A 22601-nucleotide genomic window follows, 5' to 3' on the forward strand; every position below is an offset into this window, starting at 1 on the left:
CTGTCGACGTGATCGCCGATCCCCCCGACTCCGGCGTCCCGCCGCTATCGCCACTCTTCGAACGCGCTGTGGCGGACGTGCGCGGAACGCTGTTCCGTGACGACCTGACGGTGCGCGAGATACCAGCGCCCCAGGGTCTCGCGCCCGAGGCGATCGCGCTGTCCGGAGATGTGCGTCAGCAGGATCACGCCGCCGACTCTCCGTACGGCACGGGCAGGCTGATCCTTCTGCACGATCCCGCGGAGCCCGCCGCATGGGGCGGACCACTGCGCATCGTGTGTTTCGCACAGGCTCCCCTCGAAACCGACATCGGTATAGATCCGATGTTGGCGGATGTGACGTGGTCGTGGCTCGTCGACGCGCTCGACTCCCGCGACGCGCGTTACGCGGCGGCATCCGGTACCGCCACGAAGATCCTGTCCAAGGGGTTCGGCGGGCTGGAAGACGAGGGCGACGGGGCTCAGATCGAGTTGCGCGCGTCGTGGTCACCCGAACCCGGCGACCTCACCGCGCACATCGAAGCGTGGGCTGAGCTACTCTGCATGCTTGCGGGCCTACCTCCGGGCTCGGAGAACATCGAACTTCTCGCGGCACACAGATTCGCCGCGAACGACAGGGCGGCACGTGACTGAACCGGTGAGTGTAAGCACCCCAACGCCCTCCGTTCACCGTGTGATCGACACACCCGAGGGTCTCGCCGAGGCATCCGCAATGCTCGCGCAGGGTCACGGGCCGGTGGCGGTCGACGTTGAGCGGGCATCGGGGTTTCGATACTCACAGCGCGCCTACCTGATTCAGGTCTTCCGCCGGGATGGCGGACTGCACCTGATCGATCCGCCCGCCGTCGGTGATCTCTCGCCGTTGCAGGATGCCATCGGTTCCGAGGAGTGGGTGCTGCACGCCGCGAGCCAGGACCTCCCCTCGCTGCGCGAGGCAGAACTCGTGCCGCCCCGCATCTTCGACACCGAGCTGGCGTCCCGCCTGCTCGGGCGCGAGCGGGTCGGTCTCGGCGCCGTCGTCGAGGACGTTCTCGGCATCACCCTGGCGAAGGCGCACTCGGCGGCAGACTGGTCGACGAGGCCTCTTCCCGAGACGTGGCTCGAGTACGCGGCACTGGATGTGCTTCACCTGATCGATGTCCGGGATGCCCTCGTGGCGGAGCTGGCCGAGCAGGGCAAGACCGCGATTGCGGAAGAAGAGTTCCAGGCGGTCCTCGATCGTCCCGCGCGCCCACCGCGCGAAGATCCGTGGCGCCGCCTCAGCGGGCTGCACACCGTACGTGGTCGGCGTTCGCTCGCCGTGGCGCGCGAACTGTGGCAGGCCCGTGAAGATTACGCGCAAGAGGTAGACACCTCCCCCGGACGCCTTCTGCCGGATCGCTCGATCGTGGCCGCCGTCATCGCCGATCCGTCCACCAAGCAGGCGTTGGCGGCTCTGAAAGAGTTCACGGGCCGCGCGAGCCGCAACCAGCTCGACCGTTGGTGGGCTGCTTTCGAACGTGGCCGCGCCGAGTCCGTACTGCCGGTTGAACGGGTGCCCGGCGAAGGGCCTCCTCCCCCGCGCGCGTGGGCCGATCGGAACCCCGAGGCCGACGCCCGACTCAAGGCCGCGCGTCCCGCGGTCGAGGAGATCGCAACCGAACTCGGGATGCCCGTCGAGAACCTGCTGACGCCCGATTTGCTGCGCCGCGTCGCCTGGACGCCGCCGGACCCCGCCGACGCGGAAAACATCGGTTCGGCGCTCCGGGCGCTGGGCGCGCGCGCCTGGCAAGTTGAAGAGACTGCACAGGCTATTGCCGAAGCCTTTGTTGCTGCGGCACAACCGCCCGCGGAGCCTGAGGAAGACGCTTCGTAGATTCGGACCAACCGATTCGGGTCGCCTCGGGCACGTTCGTAGGCTGAAGAAAACCCCAAATCTGGAGGCAGTGTGGCCGTGAACTCGGACGTCTATTTCGTCGATGGTGTGCGTACCCCGTTTGGGCGCGCCGGCGAAAAGGGCATGTACTGGAATACTCGCGCCGACGACCTCATCGTGAAGGCGATGATCGGTCTGATGGAGCGCAACCCCGACGTACCGGGTGAGCGCATCGACGACGTGGCCATCGCGGCCACCACCCAGCAGGGCGACCAGGGGCTGACACTCGGTCGTTCCGCCGCGATTCTCGCGGGCCTACCGCAGTCGGTACCCGGATTCGCGATCGACCGCATGTGTGCGGGGGCGATGACGAGCGTCACGACGCTCGCGGGTGGCATCGGCATCGGTATGTACGACCTCGCGATCGCGGGTGGAGTCGAGCACATGGGCCGTCACCCCCTCGGTATCGGCGCCGACCCGAACCCGAGGTTCCTCACGGAGAAGCTTGTGTCGGCAGACGCGCTCAACATGGGTGTGACCGCCGAGCGTATCCACGATCGCTTCCCGCACCTCACCAAAGAGCGCGCGGACCGTTTCGGAATGTTGAGCCAGCACAAGGTACAGGCGGCATACGACGCCGGCGTCATCCAGCCCGACCTCATTCCCGTCGCCATCAAGAACGCGGACGGAGCATGGGGCCTCGCAACCGAGGACGAGGGACGTCGTCCCGAGACCACGATGGAGGGGCTCGCCGCCCTGAAGACCCCCTTCCGTCCCCACGGCCGCGTCACGGCCGGGACGGCATCCCCCCTGACGGATGGCGCGACCGTGAGCCTGCTCGCGGGCGGTGCGGCCGCGAAGGAACTCGGCCTCGAGCCCAAGATGAAGCTCGTGTCTTTCGCTTTCGCCGGCGTGCAGCCCGAAATCATGGGCATCGGGCCGGTCCCCTCGACCGAGAAGGCGCTCAAGAAGGCCGGGCTGACGATCGACGACATCGGCCTGTTCGAATTGAACGAGGCCTTCGCCATCCAGGTCCTCTCGCTCCTCGATCACTTCGGCGTCGCGGACGACGACCCGCGCGTGAACCCCTGGGGTGGTGCGATCGCGGTCGGACACCCGCTCGCGGCATCCGGTGTCCGCCTCATGATCCAGCTCGCCGCGCAATTCAAGACGCGTCCCGACGTGCGATACGGCCTGACGGCCATGTGCGTGGGGCTCGGACAGGGTGGGTCCGTCATCTGGGAGAACCCCTTCTACGACGGCAAGAAGCGGAAGTGATCGGAATGACCAACTACGACTCGATCGATTTCTCCCCCCTCGAGGCGCTCAGCGCCGACGAGGTCGTCACGCGCTCCATCGTCCGCGACGTGCGCCTGGCCAGCGGCAAGGTGCTTGCCCTGATCACGCTCGACAACGGCCGCGATCACACCCGACCCAACACCCTGGGACCCGCTACTCTGGCCGCGCTCGACGAGACCCTCTCCGGTCTCGCGAAGCGTGCGGCAGACGGTGAGATCCAGGCCGTCGGCATCACCGGCAAGTCCTACATCCTGGCAGCCGGCGCAGACCTGTCCGAGGTCTCGAAGCTCCCGTCGCGTGAGATCGCCCTGCTGATCGCTCAGCGGGGGCACCAGACCCTCGGACGCCTGTCCGAGCTCGGAGTGCCGAGCTTCGCATTCGTCAACGGGCTCGCGCTCGGCGGCGGACTCGAGATCGCGCTCAACTCGACGTATCGGACCGTGGATGCCTCGGCCGCAGCGATCGCGCTGCCCGAGGTGTTCCTCGGCCTGATTCCCGGATGGGGTGGCGCGTACCTGCTCCCGAACCTGATCGGTATCGAGAACGCCCTCGAGGTCGTCATCTCCAACCCGCTCAAGCAGAACCGCATGCTCAAGCCGCAGCAGGCGTTCGATCTCGGGATCATGGATGCGATCTTCCCGGCATCCAGCTACCTCGAAAGCTCCCTTCGCTGGGCCGACGGCGTGCTTTCTGGCTCGGTCAAGGTCTCGCGCAAGAACGAGCCGGGCAAGATGGAGCGGCTCACCAAGTGGCCGATCGCCATCAAGATGGCGCGCAACATGCTCGAGAGCCGCATCGGCACCGTGCCCCGCTCGCCCTACGTCGCCCTCGATCTGCTCGACAAGGCGAAGTCCGGCACCAAGGCCGAGGGGTTCGCGCGCGAAGACGAGGCTCTGGCCGACCTGATCGCGGGCGACCAGTTCGCGGCGTCGATGTACGCGTTCGATCTCGTGCAGAAGCGCGCGAAGCGTCCCGTCGGGGCACCGGACAAGGCGCTCGCAAAGCCCGTCACCAAGGTCGGCATCATCGGCGCCGGCCTGATGGCGAGCCAGTTCGCACTGCTCTTCGTGCGCAAGCTTCAGGTCCCGGTTCTGATCACCGACCTCGACCAGGCTCGCGTCGACAAGGGCGTGGCACACATCCACGACGAGATCGGCAAGCTCGAGGCGAAGGGTCGGCTGGACGGCGACGCAGCGAACAAGCTGCGGAGCCTGGTGCGCGGCACGACCGACAAATCCGAGTACGCCGACTGCGACTTCGTGATCGAGGCGGTCTTCGAAGAGGTCGGCGTCAAGCAGCAGGTGTTCGCCGAGATCGAGGCCGTCGTCGCCGACGACGCGATCCTCGCGACCAACACCTCGTCGCTGTCGGTCGCCGAGATCGGGTCGAAGCTGGAGCATCCGGAGCGGTTGGTCGGGTTCCACTTCTTCAACCCGGTCGCTGTCATGCCGCTCATCGAGATCGTCCGGATCGACGCGACCACGGATGCTGCGCTCTCGACCGCTTTCGTCGTGGCGAAGGGCCTCGGCAAGAACGCGGTGCTCACCGCGGACGCGCCCGGCTTCGTCGTCAACCGACTCCTCGCGAAGGTCATGGGTGAGGCCGCACGCGCCGTGTACGAGGGAACGCCTCTGCTCACGGTCGAGAAGGCGTTCGCGCCCCTCGGCCTGCCGATGTCGCCGTTCCAGCTGATCGACCTGGTCGGATGGAAGGTCGCTGCCCACGTACAGGACACGATGGCTGCAGCCTTCCCGGACCGCTACTTCGCTTCGGAGAACTTCCACCAGCTCGCCGCGCTGCCCGAGGTCGTGGAGAAAGACAAGAACGGCAAGGTCACGGGTTGGACGAAGGCCGCCCAGAAGGTGCTCGTCACGGCGTCCTCTCCGGTCTCCGAGGTAGAGATCCTGAACCGGGTGCAGAACGGGCTCGCGCAGGAGATGAAGATCATGCTCGATGAGGGCGTCGTGCCCGAGGTCGAAGACATCGACCTGTGTCTGATCCTGGGTGCCGCCTGGCCCTTCATCGACGGTGGAGCCTCGCCCTACCTGGATCGGGTCGGGGCCTCCGAGAACGCGTTCGGTGCGACATTCCACGAGCCGCCCATCCGCGGCATCGGCTCGCGCTAATCGCGGAAACGGAGAGGGCTCGAACCGTGCAGTTCGGGCCCTCTTCGTCATGGGGCCGGCAGCTCGCTTCGACAGGCTCAGGGAGCGTGAGCGGCCGCACGGTCGCTGAGCTTGTCGAAGCGACCAGCTGTACGCAATGGCGGATCAGGCGCCGCGCGTGTCGTCCCGCTCGCGCAGACGAACGTCGCTGAGCCACACCGGCTGCTCGTCGGGCTGGCGCGCCACGGGGATTCGCGTGCCGAGCACCTGGGACACGACGTCCTGGGCGATCTTCGGTGCGGTGAGCCCCGCATCGGCCAGGATCTGAGCGCGGGATGCGTGCGGGATGAACTCGTCGGGCAGACCGAGCTCGTCGACCGCGGTGTCCACCCCGGCCTCACGCAGCACCTGGCGAATCCGAGTACCGATACCGCCGACGCGGATGCCGTCCTCGATCGTGATGACGAGGCGGTGGCGGGACGCGAATTCGACAACGGACGGCGTAACGGGGACGACCCAGCGCGGATCGATCACCGTCGCCCCGATGCCCTGAGCCGCCAAACGCTCGGCGACGTCCATCGCGATGTGCGCCATGGGTCCGATACCCACGAGCAGAACATCTTCGCTCGCGCCGCGCGCGAGGACATCCGTCCCATCGGCCAGCCGCTCGAGGGCGGGCAGGTCCGCTCCGACCTCACCCTTCGGAAAGCGCACGACCGTGGGGGCGTCGTCGACCGCAACGGCCTCGTCGAGCGTTTCGCGCAGCCGCGCGGCGTCTCGCGGGGCGGCAATGCGGATATGCGGCACGAGCTGCAGCATCGCCAGATCCCAGATGCCGTGGTGGCTCGGGCCGTCGGGGCCCGTCACGCCGGCCCGGTCGAGCACGAAGGTCACGCCCGCACGGTGCAGGCCGACATCCATCATCACCTGATCGAACGCGCGGTTCATGAACGTTGCGTAGATCGCAACCACCGGGTGCAACCCGCCGTACGCGAGCCCCGCCGCCGAGGCGACGGCGTGCTGCTCGGCAATGCCGACGTCGTAGACACGATCGGGATACTTCTGAGCGAACGGCAGCAGCCCGACCGGGCGGAGCATCGCCGCCGTCATCGCGATGACGTCTTCGCGCTCGTCGCCGATCTTGACCAGCTGGTCGGAGAAGACATCCGTCCACGCCGTCGCGGCTTCGCCACCGAGCGTCACACCCGTCAGCGGGTCGATACGACCCACCGCGTGGAACTGGTCAGCCTCGTCGTTGCGAGCAGGCTCGAAGCCCTGCCCCTTTTCGGTGATCGCGTGGACGATGACCGGCGCGCCGTACTCCTTCGCGAGACGCAAAGTCTCGATGAGGGTCTCGAGGTCGTGCCCGTCGACCGGGCCGAGGTACTTGATGTCGAGATTCGAGTACAGCGCCGCGTTGTTGGCGAACCGCGAGAGGAAGCCGTGCGCACCGCCACGGAGACCGCGGTACATAGCGCGACCCGCGGGGCCAAGACGGGAGAAGAACGACCCGGACGAGCGGTACAGCGTCTGGTATGCCTCGTTGGTGCGAACGCGATTCAGATATCGCGCCATGCCGCCGATCGTCGGCGCATACGAGCGACCGTTGTCGTTGACGATGATCACCAGGTTGCGATCGTTGTCGTCGGAGATGTTGTTGAGCGCCTCCCACGTCATGCCGCCCGTCAGGGCACCATCGCCGACGACGGCGACGACATGACGGTCGCGGCGACCCGTGCGCGTCAGAGCCCGCGAGACGCCGTCGGCCCAGCTGAGTGAGCTCGAGGCGTGGGACGATTCGACGACATCGTGCTCGCTCTCGGACCTCTGCGGGTAACCGGCGAGGCCGCCACGGGTGCGAAGCCCGTCGAAATCCTGGCGCCCGGTGAGCAGCTTGTGCACGTAGGACTGGTGGCCCGTGTCGAAGATGATCGGGTCGTTCGGCGAATCGAAGACGCGGTGCAGCGCAACGGTCAACTCAACGACGCCCAGGTTCGGACCGAGGTGCCCACCCGTCCGGGACACGTTCTCGATGAGGAACGTGCGGATCTCGGCCGAGAGTTCGGCGAGCTGTTCGACCGTGAGCGCGTCGAGATCGCGCGGACTCGAAATCGTCTCCAACAGACCCATGCCACTCCCTTCGCGGGCGTGCGCGGCCCTCTCGAAAGTCTAGCTCGGTGCCCGGCGAGCGGACGGGACGCTGGCGGATCGCCGGCCCGCCGCTCGCCGGATGCGCCGGTCAGACCAGCGAACGCAGCACGTACTGGAGGATGCCGCCATTGCGGTAGTAGTCGGCCTCAGCGGGGGTATCGATGCGGACGACGGCCTCGAACTCGACTGTCGCCTTGCCCTCGGCCGAGAATTCGCTCGGAGTCGCCGTGACGGTGACCGTCTTGGGCGTAACGCCCTCGTTCAGCTTCTCGAGCCCGGTGATCGAGACGATCTCGGTGCCGTCGAGCCCCAGCGACTCCCAGCTCTCCCCCGCGGGGAACTGCAGGGGAACGACGCCCATTCCGATCAAGTTCGAGCGGTGGATCCGCTCGAAGCTCTCGGTAATGACGGCCTTGACACCCAGCAGGCTCGTGCCCTTGGCCGCCCAGTCACGCGACGAACCGGACCCGTACTCCTTGCCGCCGAAGATCACCAGGGGCGTGCCCTGAGCGGCGTAGTTCTCGCTGGCGTCGTAGATGAACGACTGCGGGCCGCCGGGCTGCGTGAAGTCACGGGTGTAACCGCCCTCGACGACCGCGCCATCGTTGACGGCGCTGACGAGCGCGTTCTTCAGACGGATGTTCGCGAACGTGCCGCGGATCATGACCTCGTGGTTGCCACGACGCGAGCCGTACGAGTTGAAGTCCTTCTGGCGCACACCGTGCTGCTCGAGGTACTTCGCGGCCGGCGTTCCGATCTTGATGTTTCCGGCCGGGCTGATGTGGTCGGTCGTGACCGAGTCGCCGAGGGTCGCCATGACACGAGCACCCTGGATGTCGCTGACCGGGGTCAGCTCCATCGTCATGCCATCGAAGTACGGCGCCTTGCGAACGTACGTCGAGTCCTCGTCCCATTCGAACACGGGGCCGGTCGGCGTCGGCAGGTTCTTCCAGCGCTCGTCGCCTTCGAAGACCGTCGCATACTGCGTGATGAACTGCTCGCGCGAGATCGAGTGGTCGATGACCTCCTGCACCTCGTCGGGTGCGGGCCAGATGTCCTTCAGGAAGACGTCCTGACCCGACGAGTCCTTGCCGAGGGCGTCGGTCTCGAAGTCGAAGTTCATCGAACCGGCCAGGGCGTACGCCACGACCAGCGGCGGCGACGCGAGGTAGTTCATCTTCACGTCGGGGCTGATGCGGCCCTCGAAGTTGCGGTTGCCCGACAGGACGGCGGTGACGGCCAGGTCGTGGTCGTTGATCGCGGCCGAGACCTCTTCGATGAGTGGGCCCGAGTTGCCGATACAGATCGTGCAGCCATAGCCGACGGTGTAGAAACCCAGCGCCTCGAGCGACTTGTCGAGTCCGGACTTCTCGTAGTAGTCGGTCACAACCTTCGACCCGGGGCCGAGCGTGGTCTTCACCCACGGCTTGCTCTTCAGGCCCTTTTCGACAGCCTTCTGTGCGAGGAGCCCCGCGGCGATCATGACCGACGGGTTGGACGTGTTGGTGCACGACGTGATCGCCGCGAGAGTGACAGCACCGTTGTCGATCATGTAGGGCGAGCCCTCGGCGGGCGTGATGCGAACCGGGTTGGACGCGGCGTGCTGACCCCCGCTGGAGATGTGCACGTCGTGCGTCTCGGTCTCTTCTTCGCCCGGAGCCCCGCCCGGGTCGGAGGCCGGGAACGAGCCCTGTGACTCGAGGTCGACGATCGACTCGGAGGTCGAGGCGGTCGCGTAGTTGAGGATGTCCTTCTGGAACTGCGCCTTCGACTCCGAGAGCAGGATGCGGTCCTGCGGGCGCTTGGGGCCGGCGATCGAGGGGACCACCGTCGACAGGTCGAGTTCCATGTACTCGCTGAACGCGGGCTCGCGGGACGCGTCGTGCCAGAGCGTCTGCTCCTTGGCGTAGGCCTCGACCAGGGCGACCGCCTGCTCGTCGCGGCCGGTCAGGCGCAGGTACTCGATCGTGACGTCGTCGATCGGGAATATCGCCGCGGTGGAACCGAACTCCGGGCTCATGTTTCCGATGGTGGCGCGGTTGGCGAGCGGTACCGAGCCGACACCGTCGCCGTAGAACTCGACGAACTTGCCGACGACACCGTGCTTGCGCAGCATGTCGGTGATCGTGAGGACGACGTCCGTCGCCGTCACGCCGGCCGGGATCTCGCCGGTGAGCTTGAAGCCGACGACGCGCGGGATCAGCATCGACACGGGCTGCCCCAGCATCGCGGCCTCGGCCTCGATGCCACCGACACCCCAGCCGAGCACGCCCAGGCCGTTGACCATCGTGGTGTGGGAGTCCGTACCGACACAGGTGTCGGGGTAGGCGCGCAGCACGCCATCGACCGTGCGGTCGTAGATGACCTTGGCGAGGTGCTCGATGTTGACCTGGTGGACGATTCCGGTTCCGGGAGGAACGACCTTGAAGTCGTGGAACGCCGTCTGGCCCCAGCGGAGGAACTGGTAACGCTCACCGTTGCGCTCGTACTCGATCTCGACGTTGCGCTCCAGCGCGTTCTCGGAGCCGAAGAGGTCGGCGATGACCGAGTGGTCGATGACCATCTCGGCGGGCGAGAGCGGGTTGATCTTGTCGGGGTTTCCGCCGAGCGTCGTGACGGCCTCACGCATGGTGGCGAGGTCGACGATGCAGGGCACACCCGTGAAGTCCTGCATCACGACGCGAGCGGGCGTGAACTGGATCTCGGTGTCGGGCTCGGCCGCGGCGTCCCACGATCCGAGCGCTTCGATCTGCGCACGCGTGACGTTCGCACCGTCCTCGGTGCGAAGCAGGTTCTCGAGCAGCACCTTCAGGCTGAACGGGAGCTTGTCGTACCCCTCGACCGCGTCGAGCCGGAAGATCTCGTAGTCGGTTCCCCCGACCGTCAGAGTGCTTTGCGCTCCGAAGCTGTTGACCGATGCCACGATGCCGTCTCCTTCAGGTAGCTGACCACTCACCGGCCTCCATCTTCCCGGGGCGTTCCGGGCGGGGCTAGCAAGGCGACCCTTACCAGTGTGCGCCGCTGAGCGACAAGGGGGAAGGGGGTCGATTTATCTTGATGTCGAGATAAATCGTACCACCGACTGCGGCGCGAACCCCTGTGTCACACGGGCTCGGAGACGTCTTCTTTCGGCGCGGGTGGATAGAGCGCTCGCACGACCAGATAGCTCACTGCGAGGAGCGGCGCAAACAGGGGAATGCCCATGACGAGCTTGAGCGTGCCGAGAGCCGCGACGTTGTCAGCGAGGTATAGCGGGAACTGCACGAGCAGACGCGCGGCAAAAAGTGCTGCCCATGCGATGGCGAGCCAGAAGAAAGCGCGCCGCTTGCGGCGGTCGCGCCGCCAGGCCGTACCCTCCCCCATCAGGAACCCGACGGCAAGGCCGATGATCGACCATCCCGCGAATGCCGAAATCAAGAAGGCCGCGCCGTAGAGCGCGTTCGTGATGAAGCCCGGGATGAAGTTGTTGCTCGCCTCGCCCGTGAAGATCGCGAACGCCGCCGCAACCACGACCGCGAGCAGGCCACTGACGGCGGAGGTCACGGGCTGGCGCGCGAAGAGCCGCGCAATCGTGAAGAGAGCCGCGATCCCGACGGAGAGGCCGAGAGACCAGAACAGGTCACCGTCGCCCGTCTCGGCATCCATCGTCAGTGTGTAGACGGCAATGAACACCACGCCGGGAACGACGGCTTCGACGATCCCCCGCCATCCGCCCATCGCATGCCACACCACATGGCCGGTCGATCGGTCTGCGCTCGGGTCGAGGCCGGCGCGACGTGCGGCCCCGGCGAGGGCTGAGCCGAGCGCCTCCGAAGCCGGCGGCGGCGTCGTCAGCGCGGGATCCCCGCCCGAAGCAGGATCCCGTGGTGCGGACTGCGGGTCGGTCACGCCGAACCCGGGGTCGCGGGCATCTTCAGCGGAATGAACTCGCGCGGCGGCATCGGCGTTCCGCCACGGACGACGACGATGGACCGGAAGAGGTCCTCGACCTGCGCCGCTGCCTCGATATCGGATGCACCGGCCCCGCCGATCACGCCGCGCAAGAACCACCGAGGCCCATCCACACCCACGAACCGCGCCAGGCGCTTGCCCGACGTTCCCTCCGCGCCGGCGATGACGGGCACTTCGGCTAGCAATTCAGGGCCGAGCGGACCTTCGCGCTCCTCGACACGCCCACCCTGCTGGCGAACCTGCTCGCGGATCTGCGCACGGGTCTCGTGCCACAGGCCGCCGGTGCGGGGCGCCGCAAACGGCTGCACCTGCAACGTCGATCCGGCGTAATCGAGCCCGACCGCGACGATGCGCTTGGACTGCTCTTCGATCTCGAGACGCAGGTTCAAACCCTCGCGCGGCAGCACCTTGATGCCACCCAGGTCGATGTACGGGCGAACGGGATTCGCTTCGGATTCGTCGAATGGGCCGCCGGTCGCACGGTCGGCGGGTGCGGACTTGGCCGCCGGGTCTGCGGTCGTGCCGTCGTCGCTCATGCGCCGACCTCCTGTGCTTGAGGTGCCTGGTAGCCGGTGGAACCGAACCCGCCTTCGCCGCGGACACTCTCGGGGAGTGTCTCGACCGGGATGAAGTTCGCCCGACTCACAGGCATGACGATGAGCTGTGCGATGCGGTCGCCCACGGCGATGTCGTAGGGCTCGGAAGCATCCGTGTTCAACAGAGTCACCTTGATCTCGCCCCGGTATCCGGCATCGACCGTGCCCGGGGAATTGACGATCGTGATGCCGTGCTTGGTAGCCAGGCCGCTGCGCGGCACGACAAAGGCGACATAACCGTCGGGCAACGCGATCGAGACGCCCGTTCCGACGAGGGCACGCTGGCCAGGGGCCAATCGAAGCGAATCAGCAGAGACCAGATCGGCGCCGGCGTCACCGGGGTGAGCGTAGGTCGGAGGTTCTGGAGCGATAATGAGAACGTCCACGGAATCGGTCACTCATCGAGGGTAATGCAGAAGCAACGTACGGAGTATCGCGAGCGGCTCACGCCCTCGCTACTGATTTTGGTGTCCGCCGCGGTCGTCGGTCCGATGGCGGCGCTCGTTCTCGCACCGCTCGACCCGACGCTCGCGCTTATCACCGGTGCCGCCGTCGGGGCACTGATCATCGCCGCGCTCGTCGCCCTATCGCCCGTCGTCGAGGTGCGCGAGGGTGTGCTCCGCGCCGGGCGTGCGCGCATCGGGGTCGAGTGGCTCGGTGCCCCGGTCGCCTTCTTGGGCGACGAAGCGCGAAACGCTCGCGGACCGGGACTCGACCGCGATTCGTGGCTCGTCATCCGGGGCGGGATCGACGGACTCGTGGTCATCCCGCTCGAGGATCCGGACGACCCTGTCGTCTCGTGGGTCATCTCGACCCGCACCCCCGACCGCCTCGCGGCGGCGATCAACCGGGCGCGTGATTACGCGCAGTCGCGGCAGATGAGTCCGACCGAGTCTTCGTGATCGACCTGTGAGCGGTGCTTCACCAGGAAGCAGTTCACGCAGGTGAACTCGTCCTCCTGAGGCGGCAACACGACGACGTCCAACTCGAGGTCCGAGAGGTCGGCGCCCGGCAATTCGAAGCCCGAGGGGTTGTCGGCATCCTCGACATCGACGGCACCGGAAAGCTTGTCGGGAACGCGCTCCTTCAGGGCCTCGATCGACTCACTGTCGTCGTCGGTCTTGCGGGGAGCGTCGTAGTCCGTAGCCATGGGGTTTAGGTCACTTCTTTCATTGCGTGCAGTGGAGCGGTGCCGAACAGGCGGCGCTAGTTTGCATCACCGCAGAGCATTTAGCAAATGCTGCGATTCGACATCCGCTCGGAGGCAAACGGGCGGCGCGCGCTGGATATTCCCGGGACCACCCCGCACGCGTGTAACGATGGCGGAACCGGAAACGCGGAAGAAGGCGTGTCGCATGAAAGAGCTCAAGGTCATCCGCACCGAGGATGAGCGACTGATCGTAGCGACGGACTCGGGCGAGACATTCGCCCTGGTGATCGATGATGTCCTACGCGCTGAGGTTCGTCGCGCCCAATCAGCGCCGGAATCGGGCGCCGCACGACCCAGCCCGCGCGAGATCCAGGCGCAGATTCGCTCGGGTTTGTCGGCGCAGGAGGTGGCGCAGCTTCTCGGCGCTCGACTCGAAGATGTCATTCGCTACGAAGGCCCCGTTCTCGCGGAGCGCGAGCACATCGTCGGTCTCGCCCTCGCTGTGCCCGTTCTGCTGGGCGCGGTCGACGATGCCGAGGCGCAGCCCACGTTCGGCGCCGCGATGCGGGCGAAGCTCGCCGAGGTCGCCGCCGCAGGCGAGCGCTGGTCGAGCTGGAAAGATCCGTCAGGGTGGATCGTCAAACTGCAGTTCCAGGTCGGGGATATCGAGCACGACGCCCGCTGGACCTTTGATCCGCGGCGTAGCGCTCTCTCGCCTCTCAACGCGGACGCCCAACAGCTCTCCCGTCAGGGATCCCTGCCCGAGGGTCTGATCCCGCGGCTGCGCGCGCTCGACTCCGCCCCCTCGATGAAGGACGACACCCGGTTCGACAGTGGCGCGTTTGGTCCCCGTCGCGACCTCGATCCGTCCGCTGCCCCCGCGGCCTCCGAGGCTGCCGTCAATCGCGCTACCGAGACTTCGAACACGAGTGCCGAGACCGCGGACCTGCTCGAGGCGCTCCGGCGTCGACGCGGACAGCGCGAGAGCGCTCCGGGGATGGCCGAAGAGAACGCGGCTCCTGCCGCTCCCGTCGCGCTCTTCGACGCGCTCGAACCCGGTTACGACGAATCAGCCCCGGCCGAGCCGCGCGAAGACACGGTCGTCGCCGACGCTCAGGGTCGCCGACGCGGTCGCAATGCGATGCCGTCGTGGGACGAGATCGTCTTCGGCGCGCGCGGCGACGGCGACCAGTAAGAAGATCAGGTCGGTCAGTTCGGGGCGTACGCACCGAGCCGGATGAGCGGGACGATCCTTTCCGCCGATGTCAGCGAACCGTGCTGCCCGATCATCCTCTGCGACGCCTTATCCGTGAGTCGGTCGTCGTAGTAGGCCACTCGACCTCGCGCCGCGACGAGCACGTCGCCGATCCGCGGCAGCACCCCGGCGTCGACCTCGCCGAAGAGTCCCGCCGCAACGGCCTCGTCGCGCGAGAACACCCACGATCGACTCGACTCCGAGGCGCGCCAACGCTCGAGCATTGATTCTTCGTGGCCAGGCTCGGCGTAGAGATGCAGCATCCGCGGCTCTCCGGCGATGGCGGCGACGCCGTCGACCAGGTCATCGCCCTCCCGCAGCAGAATGTGACCGGTACGGGGTACGTCGACCATCCCGTGGTCGGCCGTGACCAGCACGCCGATGTCGGCGGGCAGGCCTGACGCGAGCGAACGAACCGCGCCATCCGCTTCCTCGAGTGCCGCGATCCACTCGTCGGACTCCCATCCGTACCGGTGTCCCGCCGAATCGAGCTCGGGTGCGTAGGCGTACACGAGACGGTTTTCGCCTGCTGTGGCGTGTTCGAGGGCGAGCGCGAGCCTGTCGGCGAACGACGCCGCAGAGTCGAAGGTCGAGCCGCGGAAGGCCGCACGCGTGAATCCCGAGTGGCGGTACTCTTCACGACTGACGACGAAGCCCTCGACGCCGACGGATGCCGCGGTCTCGAACAACGTCGGCCGGCGCTGCCACACGGCGGGATCGAGACCATCGGACTCCCAGCCCGTCAGCTGGTTCGCGAGCACGTCCGTCCCGGGCACGCGGACGCGATATCCCACGATGCCGTGCGCCCCCGGGTCGCTCCCGGTCATGAGGCTCGTCAACGCGGCGGCGGTGGTGGTCGGGAAGACGGAACGCGCGACATCTTTCTTGCGCATCGCCGATGTCAGAAACCGGCCGTGACCGGCGCGCGCAGCCAGGTTCGCGGCTCCGAGACCATCGATCACGACCATGATCGCGCTGCGTGCGGACGGCAGCGTCGCGGTCCCCGACGAGGACGTGAGCGAGGCCACCACATCCGGCACCAGAGCGGTGAGGCTCCGGGCGTGAGCGGGCTCCGCCGGTAGCATAAGAGACATCGGGGCCAGTCTCGCACACGTGCCAACGGCCCTCGTTCTCGCCCGAAGGACCCCATGCCCGCACCTGTTTCCGAGCCCCCTGCCGAGCGCATCGAAGATGTCGACGTCTCCAGCGAAATGCAGGGATCTTTTCTCGAGTACGCCTATTCGGTGATCTACTCGCGGGCACTGCCCGACGCGCGCGACGGCATGAAGCCGGTCCAGCGCCGCATCGTGTACCAGATGTCCGAGATGGGGCTTCGTCCCGACCGTGGACATGTCAAGAGCGCACGCGTCGTCGGCGAAGTCATGGGAAAGCTCCATCCTCACGGCGACGCGCCCATCTACGACGCTCTCGTGCGTCTCGCTCAACCGTTCTCGCAGCGCGTGCCCATGGTCGACGGGCACGGAAACTTCGGCTCGCTCGATGACGGGCCCGCGGCATCCCGGTACACGGAGGCGCGCCTCGCACCCGCGGCGCTCGCTATGGCCGAGGGCCTCGATGAAGACGTCGTCGATTTCATCCCGAACTACGACAACCAGTTCCAGCAGCCCGAGGTTCTGCCCGCGGCGTACCCGAACCTCTTGGTCAACGGCGCGAGCGGCATCGCCGTCGGCATGGCCACGAACATGGCGCCGCACAACCTCATCGAGGTCGTCGGCGCGGCCATTCATCTGCTCGAGAACCCCGACGCGACGCTCGACGACCTGATGGCCTACGTGCCCGGGCCGGATCTGCCATCCGGTGGTGTCATCGTCGGCCTCGAGGGCGTCCGTGACGCCTACGAGACCGGCCGGGGATCGTTCAAAACCCGAGCCAAGACCTCGATCGAGAGCCTCGGTCCCCGCAAGACGGGCATCGTCGTCACGGAGCTGCCCTACCTCGTCGGTCCCGAGCGCGTGATCGAGAAGATCAAGGATGCTGTTCAGTCGAAGAAGCTGCAGGGCATCAGCGACGTCGCCGATCTGACCGACCGCACACACGGCACGCGCCTCGTGATCGGCATCAAGACCGGATTCGACCCGCAGGCCGTGCTCGATCAGCTGTACCGGCTGACGCCGCTCGAGGACTCGTTCAGCATCAACAACGTCGCCCTCGTGGAGGGGCAGCCCCGCACTCTGGGCCTTCGCGAGTTGTTGCGCGTATACGTCGACCACCGTCTCTCGGTGGTCACCCGCCGCAGCCGCTACCGACTCGATCGTCGCCGCGAGCGTCTGCACCTCGTCGACGGCTTGCTGATCGCGATCCTCGACATCGACGAGGTCATCCAGGTCATCCGGGCATCCGATGATGGCGAGCAGGCGCGCACCCGGCTGATGGAGGTGTTCGACCTCAGTCAGCTCCAGGCCGAGTACATCCTCGAATTGCGCCTGCGCCGCCTGACGAAGTTCTCGCGTATCGAACTCGAGGCCGAGCGCGACCAACTGCTCGCCGAGATCGCGCAACTGGAAGAGCTGCTCGGAAGCGACGCCCTGCTGCGCAAGCAGGTCGCCACCGAACTCGACGCGATCGCCGAGAAGCTCGGCACTCCGCGCCGGACGCTCCTCACGAACGCCGCGCCCGCCGTCGCGCGTCCGTCTCGCAACGCGCCGATCCTCGAGATCGTGGATGCGCCGACGATCGTCGTCCTGTCGACGACCGGCCGCGCCGTGCGCGTGGATCTGTCCGAGGGCACCGAGATCGTCTCGCCGACGCGGCGCAGCAAGCACGACGCGCTGCTGACCGACGTGCGCACGACGGTACGGGGCGAACTCGGGGCGATCACGAACCGCGGGCGGATGCTGCGATTCAGCCCGGTCGACCTGCCCTCGGTGCCCCCGGCATCCGTCCAGCTCGCCGCGGGGGTGGCCCTGCGCGACTACCTCGGTCTCACAGACAAGGCGGAGCGGGTCGTGATGCTCACCCGCCTCGACATCGACACACCTCTCGCTATCGGCACCAGGCAGGGCGTCGTGAAGCGGATCATCCCGTCCGCGCTGCCGCCCAAGCCCGAGATCGAGATCATCGCGCTCAAGCCCGGCGATGGCGTTGTGGGGGCGGCATCCGCGCCCGACGAATCCGAACTCGTCTTCGTGTCGGACGATGCGCGCCTGCTGCGTTTCGCGGCGTCATCGGTGCGTCCACAGGGCGCTTCGGCAGGCGGCATGGCGGGCATGAACATCGGATCGGCCAACGCGATCTTCTTCGGTTCGGTCGGAGAGCCGGAGGCCGTCGTCGTCACCGTCTCGGGCACGGCCGGGGCACTCCCGGGGACCGACGCGGGTCGCGCCAAGGTTTCGGAGTTCGCGGAGTTCCCTGCGAAGGGTCGCGCGACCGGCGGTGTGCGCGCACACGCGTTCCTGAAGGGCGAGGACGAGCTCACGCTCGCGTGGGTGGGTGCCACTCCCCTGCGCGCGGTCGGGACGGATGGCTCGGCTCGTACGCTCCCGGAGCCCGGGGCGAAGCGAGATGCCTCGGGTCAGCCGCTTGACGCGCCCGTCGGCTCGGTCGGCCGCGCCCTCTAGCCCCGGCGGAATACACCACGCTCCCTGAGCCTGTCGAAGGGCGCACCGGAACGCCCTGGGCACAACTGGTCACTTCGACAGGCTCAGTGACCGAACTCAGGCCCTACGACCGGGAAGGGTCAGGCGTCGATGCGGTCGCGCTCGAGGCGTGCGGACGAGTCGATGATGAACTCGCGCCGCGGGGCGACCTCGTTGCCCATGAGCAGCTCGAAGGTACGCCCAGCCGATTCAGCGGCCTCGGCATCCTCGATCCGCACGCGGCGAAGCATCCGGCCGCCGCGATCCATCGTCGTCGTCGCGAGCTGGTCGGCGTCCATCTCACCCAGGCCCTTGTAGCGCTGGATCGGCTCCTGCCAGGTGCGGCCGGCTTTCGAGAGCTTGGCGAGCAGGGCGTTGAGCTCTGTCTCGCTGTACGTGTAGATCATCTCGTTCGGCTTGGTACCGGGATGCTTCACGATCACGCGGTGCAGCGGCGGCACGGCGGCGAACACACGGCCGTCCTCGATGAGCGGGCGCATGTAACGGAAGAAGAGCGTGAGCAGCAGCGTGCGGATGTGCGCGCCATCAACATCGGCGTCGCTCATCAGGATGACCTTGCCGTAGCGCGCCTGCGAGAGGTCGAACGAGCGTCCGGATCCCGCACCGATCACCTGAATGATCGACGCGCACTCGGCGTTGCTCAGCATGTCGCTGATCGATGCCTTCTGGACGTTGAGGATCTTGCCGCGAATGGGAAGCAGGGCCTGGAACTCGCTGTTGCGCGCGAGCTTGGCGGTGCCGAGCGCGGAGTCACCCTCGACGATGAAGAGCTCTGACTGGGCGACGTCGTTCGATCGGCAGTCCACGAGCTTGGCCGGCAGTGATGAGGACTCGAGAGCGTTCTTGCGCCGCTGCGTCTCTTTGTGGGCACGGGCGGACAGACGCGCCTTCATTTCCGAGACGACCTTGTCGAGCAGCAGCGACGTCTGCGCCTTGTCGTCGCGCTTCGTCGACGAGAACAGCGCGCCAAGCTCTTTCCGCACGACCTGTGCGACGATCTGCCGAACGGCGGGGGTCCCGAGGACCTCCTTCGTCTGTCCTTCGAACTGCGGTTCGGGAAGGCTCACCGTCAGGACGGCGGTCATGCCCGCCAAAGCGTCATCCTTGTCGAGCTTGTCGTTTCCGACCTTCAGGCGCCGCGCATTCGCCTCGACCTGCTGACGCATCACCTTCAGTATTTCTTGCTCGAAACCCTGCTGGTGCGTGCCGCCCTTGGGCGTGGCGATGATGTTGACGAACGAGCGGGTGACGGTCTCGTAGCCGGTCCCCCAGCGCAGCGCGATGTCGACGGAGCAGGTGCGCTCGACCTCGGTAGCGACCATGGTTCCGGATGCCTGCAGCACCGGCACCGTCTCGGTGAAGGTCCCGGTGCCGGTCAGTCGCCAGGTGTCCGTGATCGGAGCATCCGGTGCGAGGAACTCGACGAACTCGGAGATTCCGCCATCGAAGCGGTAGGAGACATCCGTCGGCTCGACACCGGCACGCTCGTCGCGTACCGCGATCTCGAGTCCCGGGACCAGGAACGCGGTCTGACGGGCGCGCGTTGCGAGTTCGTCGACCTGGAATGCCGCGTCGGGCGTGAAGATCTGCTTGTCGGCCCAGTAACGAACGCGTGTGCCGGTTACTCCACGGGGAGCCTTGCCGACAACCCGCAATTCGCTGCGCTCGTCGAATGGCGTGAACGGGGCCGACGGGCTCGGCTCTCCCTTGTCTGCGAACAGACCGGGCTCGCCCCGGTGGAACGACATCGCCCAGGTCTTGCCGCCGCGATCGACCTCGACATCCAGACGCTCCGAGAGGGCGTTGACGACGGATGCGCCGACACCGTGCAATCCGCCGGACGCCGCATACGACCCGCCGCCGAACTTGCCGCCGGCGTGCAGCTTGGTGAAGACGACCTCGACACCCGACAGACCGGTACGGGGTTCGACGTCGACCGGGATGCCTCGTCCCTTGTCGCGCACCTCGACGCTGCCGTCACCGTGCAAGACGACATCGATCTTCGAGCCGTTGCCGCCGAGGGTCTCGTCGACCGCGTTGTCGATGATCTCCCACAGGCAGTGCATGAGCCCGGGCGACCCGTTCGAGCCGATGTACATGCCGGGCCGTTTGCGCACGGCTTCGAGCCCTTCGAGGACTTGAAGATGATGCGCAGAATACTCGGACGTCACAATCTCCCAGCGTACAAGCGGGCAAGCCGCCTTCTCCGCCGACACACGGGCACCGATACCGGGTCCGTGGGCCGCCGTACGCGGTCAGCGAAATGTCATCGAATCGGGCCCTCACCGTAACAAACCCGTGGTTGTATGAAGGACTTGCAAGACATTGGCGATCACGAGGAGGCACTGCGATGAACACGCTCATGACACCCACCGAAGAAGCCACGATCGCCTACCGTCTGACGGCCGCGGACCGCTGCGACTCCTGCGGAGCGCAGGCGTACATCGCCGCCGAGGTCAACGGTAGTGAGCTTCTCTTCTGCGCCCACCACGGCCGCAAGTACGAAGACAAGCTCCGCAGCATCTCGACCTCATGGCACGACGAGACAGCTCGTCTGGTCGAGGCCTAAACAGTTCTTTTGCGCTCAGGCCGACAGACCGAGTGCACGACGGACGATCACGTTCGCTTTGGCGGCGTGGTCGTCCGCTGTCGTTAACGGACCCGCCGGAGCCCCGTTCGCGAGCGCCAGTCCCGCATGGGCCGCCGCGAGCTCGAGCAGGTGGTCGGCGAACACGGGATTGCGCGCGAGAACCGGACCGCGGATGCCTGTCCCATAGGCAGTCCCCCGCACGGCACCCTCGAAGCGCGCAGCCCCGCTCTGGACCGTTCCGATATTTCCCGTTCCGGAGGCCACCGTGCCGAGAGGGCGTTCGTCCTCGCCCAGCACGTAGTCACGCAGGTGGTACTCGTAGCCGGTGAGCGCACCCCATTCGCTGTCGACCGAGATCCGGCCGACGTGACGCTCAGACGCGACGCTCCGACCGGTGAAGATACCGATGCCCGACAGCGGGTCCGGTCGGCCAAGCTCGAGCGAACGCGACAGCATCTCCCAGCCCAGTCCGATCGCCAGCAGGACGGTTCCGGACTCGACCCACGCGTTCAGCTCGTCCGCTATCTCGCGCAACCCGGCGAGGACCTCGGGCGCATCGGCATCGAAGCCCGCCCCGATGGTGATCGCGTCAGGACGCAGACCCGAGGCATCCTGGGCGCTGGTGATCGTCGTGACTCGCGCCTCGATCCCGCGCCACCCAGCACGAACGCGAAGGACGTCGGCGCTCTCGGCATCGCCGTGGATATTGAGTCGCTCGGGAAAGAGGGAAACGATCGAGAGCACGTCACTCATCGGATGCCCGCCTTCTTGACCTCTTCGGAGGTCAGTCCGTAGTGGCCGCGGATCTTGCGCATGCTGCGTGAGGTGAAGACCACGGTCTTGACACCGGTCGACGGGGCCGGCAGCGCCAGAAACGCCTCGAACCCGCGGATGAGGTCGACGTCGACGGCGTCGAACGGCACGCCGTCGTAGGCCAACCGGTTCGCCATGGCGTCCGCCTTGGGTCCGGCGACGATATCGACGCGGCCGAGCGCGTGCGTTCGCACGGTCCACAACCAGGAAGTGTCTTCTTCTTCGTCGCCGATTCCGACGAACACGCGTTCGAGTCCCGGCCGCAACGCGTCGATGTTGAGTTGAAAGCTCGCGGTGTTCTGGACCAGGACGCACTCGATCTGCTGTCCGGCGATCTCGACCGTCTCGCCGCGCCCGAAGACCGGGTCGAGTGTCGACAGCGTGGAAGCGGCGAGGGATGCATCGAACGCGTCGCCCATGACCGCGCGCGCCGTCTCGAATGCGGCCGCCGCATCGACGGCGAAATGAACGCCTCGCGCCGGGAGGGTGACCTCCTGGCGGGATCCGCCAATGTCGATCACGGCGTCACGGCCGGACACGGTCTCGACGCGTGTGCCGAGTCCTTCGCCGAGACGCTCCTTCGCAGTGCGCACCGAGCCCAGACCCTGCGGATGCGTCGCCATCACGTCTGCGGAAACACCGAAGCGCCGGATGGATACTCCCGGCGCCGCCTCGGTGAGCGAAGCTGCCACGATCTCGAGCGACGCGTCGTCCGCGTTCAGGACGACGGCCGAACGGGCCCGCAGCGCGATGGCCGTAAGCAGACGTGTGACCCGGTCGGATGACTCGAAACGAGCGATGTCGTCGAGGTTGATGTTCGTCAGGGTGACCACGCGGGCCTCGAAGGTCGACGACATGAGTGCACCGAACGCCTCGTCCATCTCGAGCACGGCGATGTCGGCGTCTACACGCCCCCGCCAGTCGCCCTGATCGAGTACCGCCGACGTGATGCCCTGCGGCAGGTTCGCGGTCGACGAGTTCGTGAACACCCGCATCCCGTGCGCGCGCAGAAGGCCAGCGACCATCTTCGTGGTGGTCGACTTGCCCGCGGTCCCGCTCACGACGACGAGCCCCTGGGGGAAAGACGCCAGCACTCGCGGCAGAAGGGCCGGAGCGATCCTGTTCGTCACGAGGCCGGGGGCACCGCTGCCCTTGCCCCCGCGAACGCGCAGCAACCACTGCACGGCCCGCCCCACGGCGACGCCGATCGCGCTGCGCAC

Annotated in this window: 18 protein-coding genes; 8 read left to right on the forward strand and 10 right to left on the reverse strand. The window is 67.0% G+C overall.

The features are described from left to right. Positions 1–8 precede the first annotated feature (8 nt). The 4 genes from MIC448_RS02790 to MIC448_RS02805 all read left to right on the forward strand — a co-directional run bounded on the left by MIC448_RS02790 (position 9) and on the right by MIC448_RS02805 (position 5279). Positions 9–632 (forward strand): DUF3000 domain-containing protein, encoded by a 624-nt coding sequence (locus tag MIC448_RS02790; protein WP_269800286.1) that lies wholly within the window; start codon positions 9–11, stop codon positions 630–632. A 40-nt stretch (positions 633–672) separates the two neighbouring features. Then, positions 673–1854: a ribonuclease D gene (locus tag MIC448_RS02795; RefSeq protein WP_279380976.1), complete on the forward strand. Its 1182-nt coding sequence runs from the start codon at positions 673–675 to the stop codon at positions 1852–1854. A gap of 72 nt (positions 1855–1926) precedes the next feature. Continuing rightward, the gene (locus MIC448_RS02800; protein ID WP_036295749.1) at positions 1927–3132 is read left to right on the forward strand and encodes a thiolase family protein; all 1206 of its coding nucleotides are present in this window, start codon (positions 1927–1929) and stop codon (positions 3130–3132) included. A 5-nt stretch (positions 3133–3137) separates the two neighbouring features. Next, entirely contained in the window at positions 3138–5279 is a 2142-nt protein-coding gene (locus MIC448_RS02805) for a 3-hydroxyacyl-CoA dehydrogenase NAD-binding domain-containing protein (protein ID WP_036295819.1), read from the forward strand. A 144-nt stretch (positions 5280–5423) separates the two neighbouring features. Here the strand turns inward: MIC448_RS02805 and dxs are convergent, their stop codons facing one another. From dxs to dut, 5 genes are all read right to left on the reverse strand, one after another. Next, complete coding sequence (gene dxs / locus MIC448_RS02810; RefSeq protein ID WP_036295752.1) at positions 5424–7388, reverse strand: 1-deoxy-D-xylulose-5-phosphate synthase; 1965 nt, start codon at positions 7386–7388, stop codon at positions 5424–5426. Positions 7389–7497: 109 nt separating this feature from the next. Further along, positions 7498–10332, reverse strand: coding sequence for an aconitate hydratase (locus tag MIC448_RS02815; RefSeq protein WP_036295755.1), 2835 nt, complete (start codon positions 10330–10332; stop codon positions 7498–7500). Positions 10333–10511: 179 nt separating this feature from the next. Next, positions 10512–11297 (reverse strand): DUF3159 domain-containing protein, encoded by a 786-nt coding sequence (locus MIC448_RS02820; protein ID WP_036295758.1) that lies wholly within the window; start codon positions 11295–11297, stop codon positions 10512–10514. Next, positions 11294–11896: a DUF3710 domain-containing protein gene (locus MIC448_RS02825; protein ID WP_036295761.1), complete on the reverse strand. Its 603-nt coding sequence runs from the start codon at positions 11894–11896 to the stop codon at positions 11294–11296. The genes MIC448_RS02820 and MIC448_RS02825 overlap by 4 nt, the downstream gene beginning before the upstream one ends. Then, entirely contained in the window at positions 11893–12354 is a 462-nt protein-coding gene (gene dut / locus MIC448_RS02830; RefSeq protein WP_036295764.1) for a dUTP diphosphatase, read from the reverse strand. Before dut ends, MIC448_RS02825 begins: the two co-directional genes overlap by 4 nt. A gap of 12 nt (positions 12355–12366) precedes the next feature. Here dut and MIC448_RS02835 point away from each other — a divergent pair, with 12 nt between their 5' ends. Then, positions 12367–12858 (forward strand): DUF3093 domain-containing protein, encoded by a 492-nt coding sequence (locus MIC448_RS02835; RefSeq protein ID WP_036295766.1) that lies wholly within the window; start codon positions 12367–12369, stop codon positions 12856–12858. Here MIC448_RS02835 and MIC448_RS02840 read toward each other — a convergent pair. Beyond that, positions 12816–13106 (reverse strand): DUF4193 domain-containing protein, encoded by a 291-nt coding sequence (locus MIC448_RS02840; RefSeq protein WP_036295767.1) that lies wholly within the window; start codon positions 13104–13106, stop codon positions 12816–12818. The genes MIC448_RS02835 and MIC448_RS02840 overlap by 43 nt on opposite strands. A gap of 205 nt (positions 13107–13311) precedes the next feature. Between MIC448_RS02840 and sepH the strand changes: the two genes are divergently transcribed. Beyond that, on the forward strand, positions 13312–14301 hold the full coding sequence (gene sepH / locus MIC448_RS02845; protein ID WP_036295769.1) for a septation protein SepH: 990 nt from the start codon (positions 13312–13314) through the stop codon (positions 14299–14301). A gap of 14 nt (positions 14302–14315) precedes the next feature. Here the strand turns inward: sepH and MIC448_RS02850 are convergent, their stop codons facing one another. Then, positions 14316–15455: an alkaline phosphatase family protein gene (locus tag MIC448_RS02850; RefSeq protein ID WP_036295771.1), complete on the reverse strand. Its 1140-nt coding sequence runs from the start codon at positions 15453–15455 to the stop codon at positions 14316–14318. 54 nt (positions 15456–15509) lie between these two features. Here MIC448_RS02850 and MIC448_RS02855 point away from each other — a divergent pair, with 54 nt between their 5' ends. After that, positions 15510–17939, forward strand: coding sequence for a DNA topoisomerase (ATP-hydrolyzing) subunit A (locus tag MIC448_RS02855; protein ID WP_036295772.1), 2430 nt, complete (start codon positions 15510–15512; stop codon positions 17937–17939). Between the two features lie 119 nt (positions 17940–18058). Here MIC448_RS02855 and MIC448_RS02860 read toward each other — a convergent pair whose 3' ends face one another. After that, entirely contained in the window at positions 18059–20149 is a 2091-nt protein-coding gene (locus MIC448_RS02860; RefSeq protein ID WP_081766148.1) for a type IIA DNA topoisomerase subunit B, read from the reverse strand. A gap of 179 nt (positions 20150–20328) precedes the next feature. Between MIC448_RS02860 and MIC448_RS02865 the strand changes: the two genes are divergently transcribed. Continuing rightward, the gene (locus MIC448_RS02865) at positions 20329–20547 is read left to right on the forward strand and encodes a hypothetical protein (protein WP_036295774.1); all 219 of its coding nucleotides are present in this window, start codon (positions 20329–20331) and stop codon (positions 20545–20547) included. Positions 20548–20562: 15 nt separating this feature from the next. Here the strand turns inward: MIC448_RS02865 and MIC448_RS02870 are convergent, their stop codons facing one another. Next, positions 20563–21321, reverse strand: a complete 759-nt coding sequence (locus MIC448_RS02870; protein WP_036295776.1) for a hypothetical protein — start codon at positions 21319–21321, stop codon at positions 20563–20565. Continuing rightward, a complete protein-coding gene (locus tag MIC448_RS02875; RefSeq protein WP_051513023.1) occupies positions 21318–22601 on the reverse strand; it encodes a MurT ligase domain-containing protein in 1284 nt (427 codons plus the stop codon). Before MIC448_RS02875 ends, MIC448_RS02870 begins: the two co-directional genes overlap by 4 nt.

Source organism: Microbacterium sp. C448 (assembly GCF_000582705.2).
Lineage (GTDB): Bacteria > Actinomycetota > Actinomycetes > Actinomycetales > Microbacteriaceae > Microbacterium > Microbacterium lacus_A.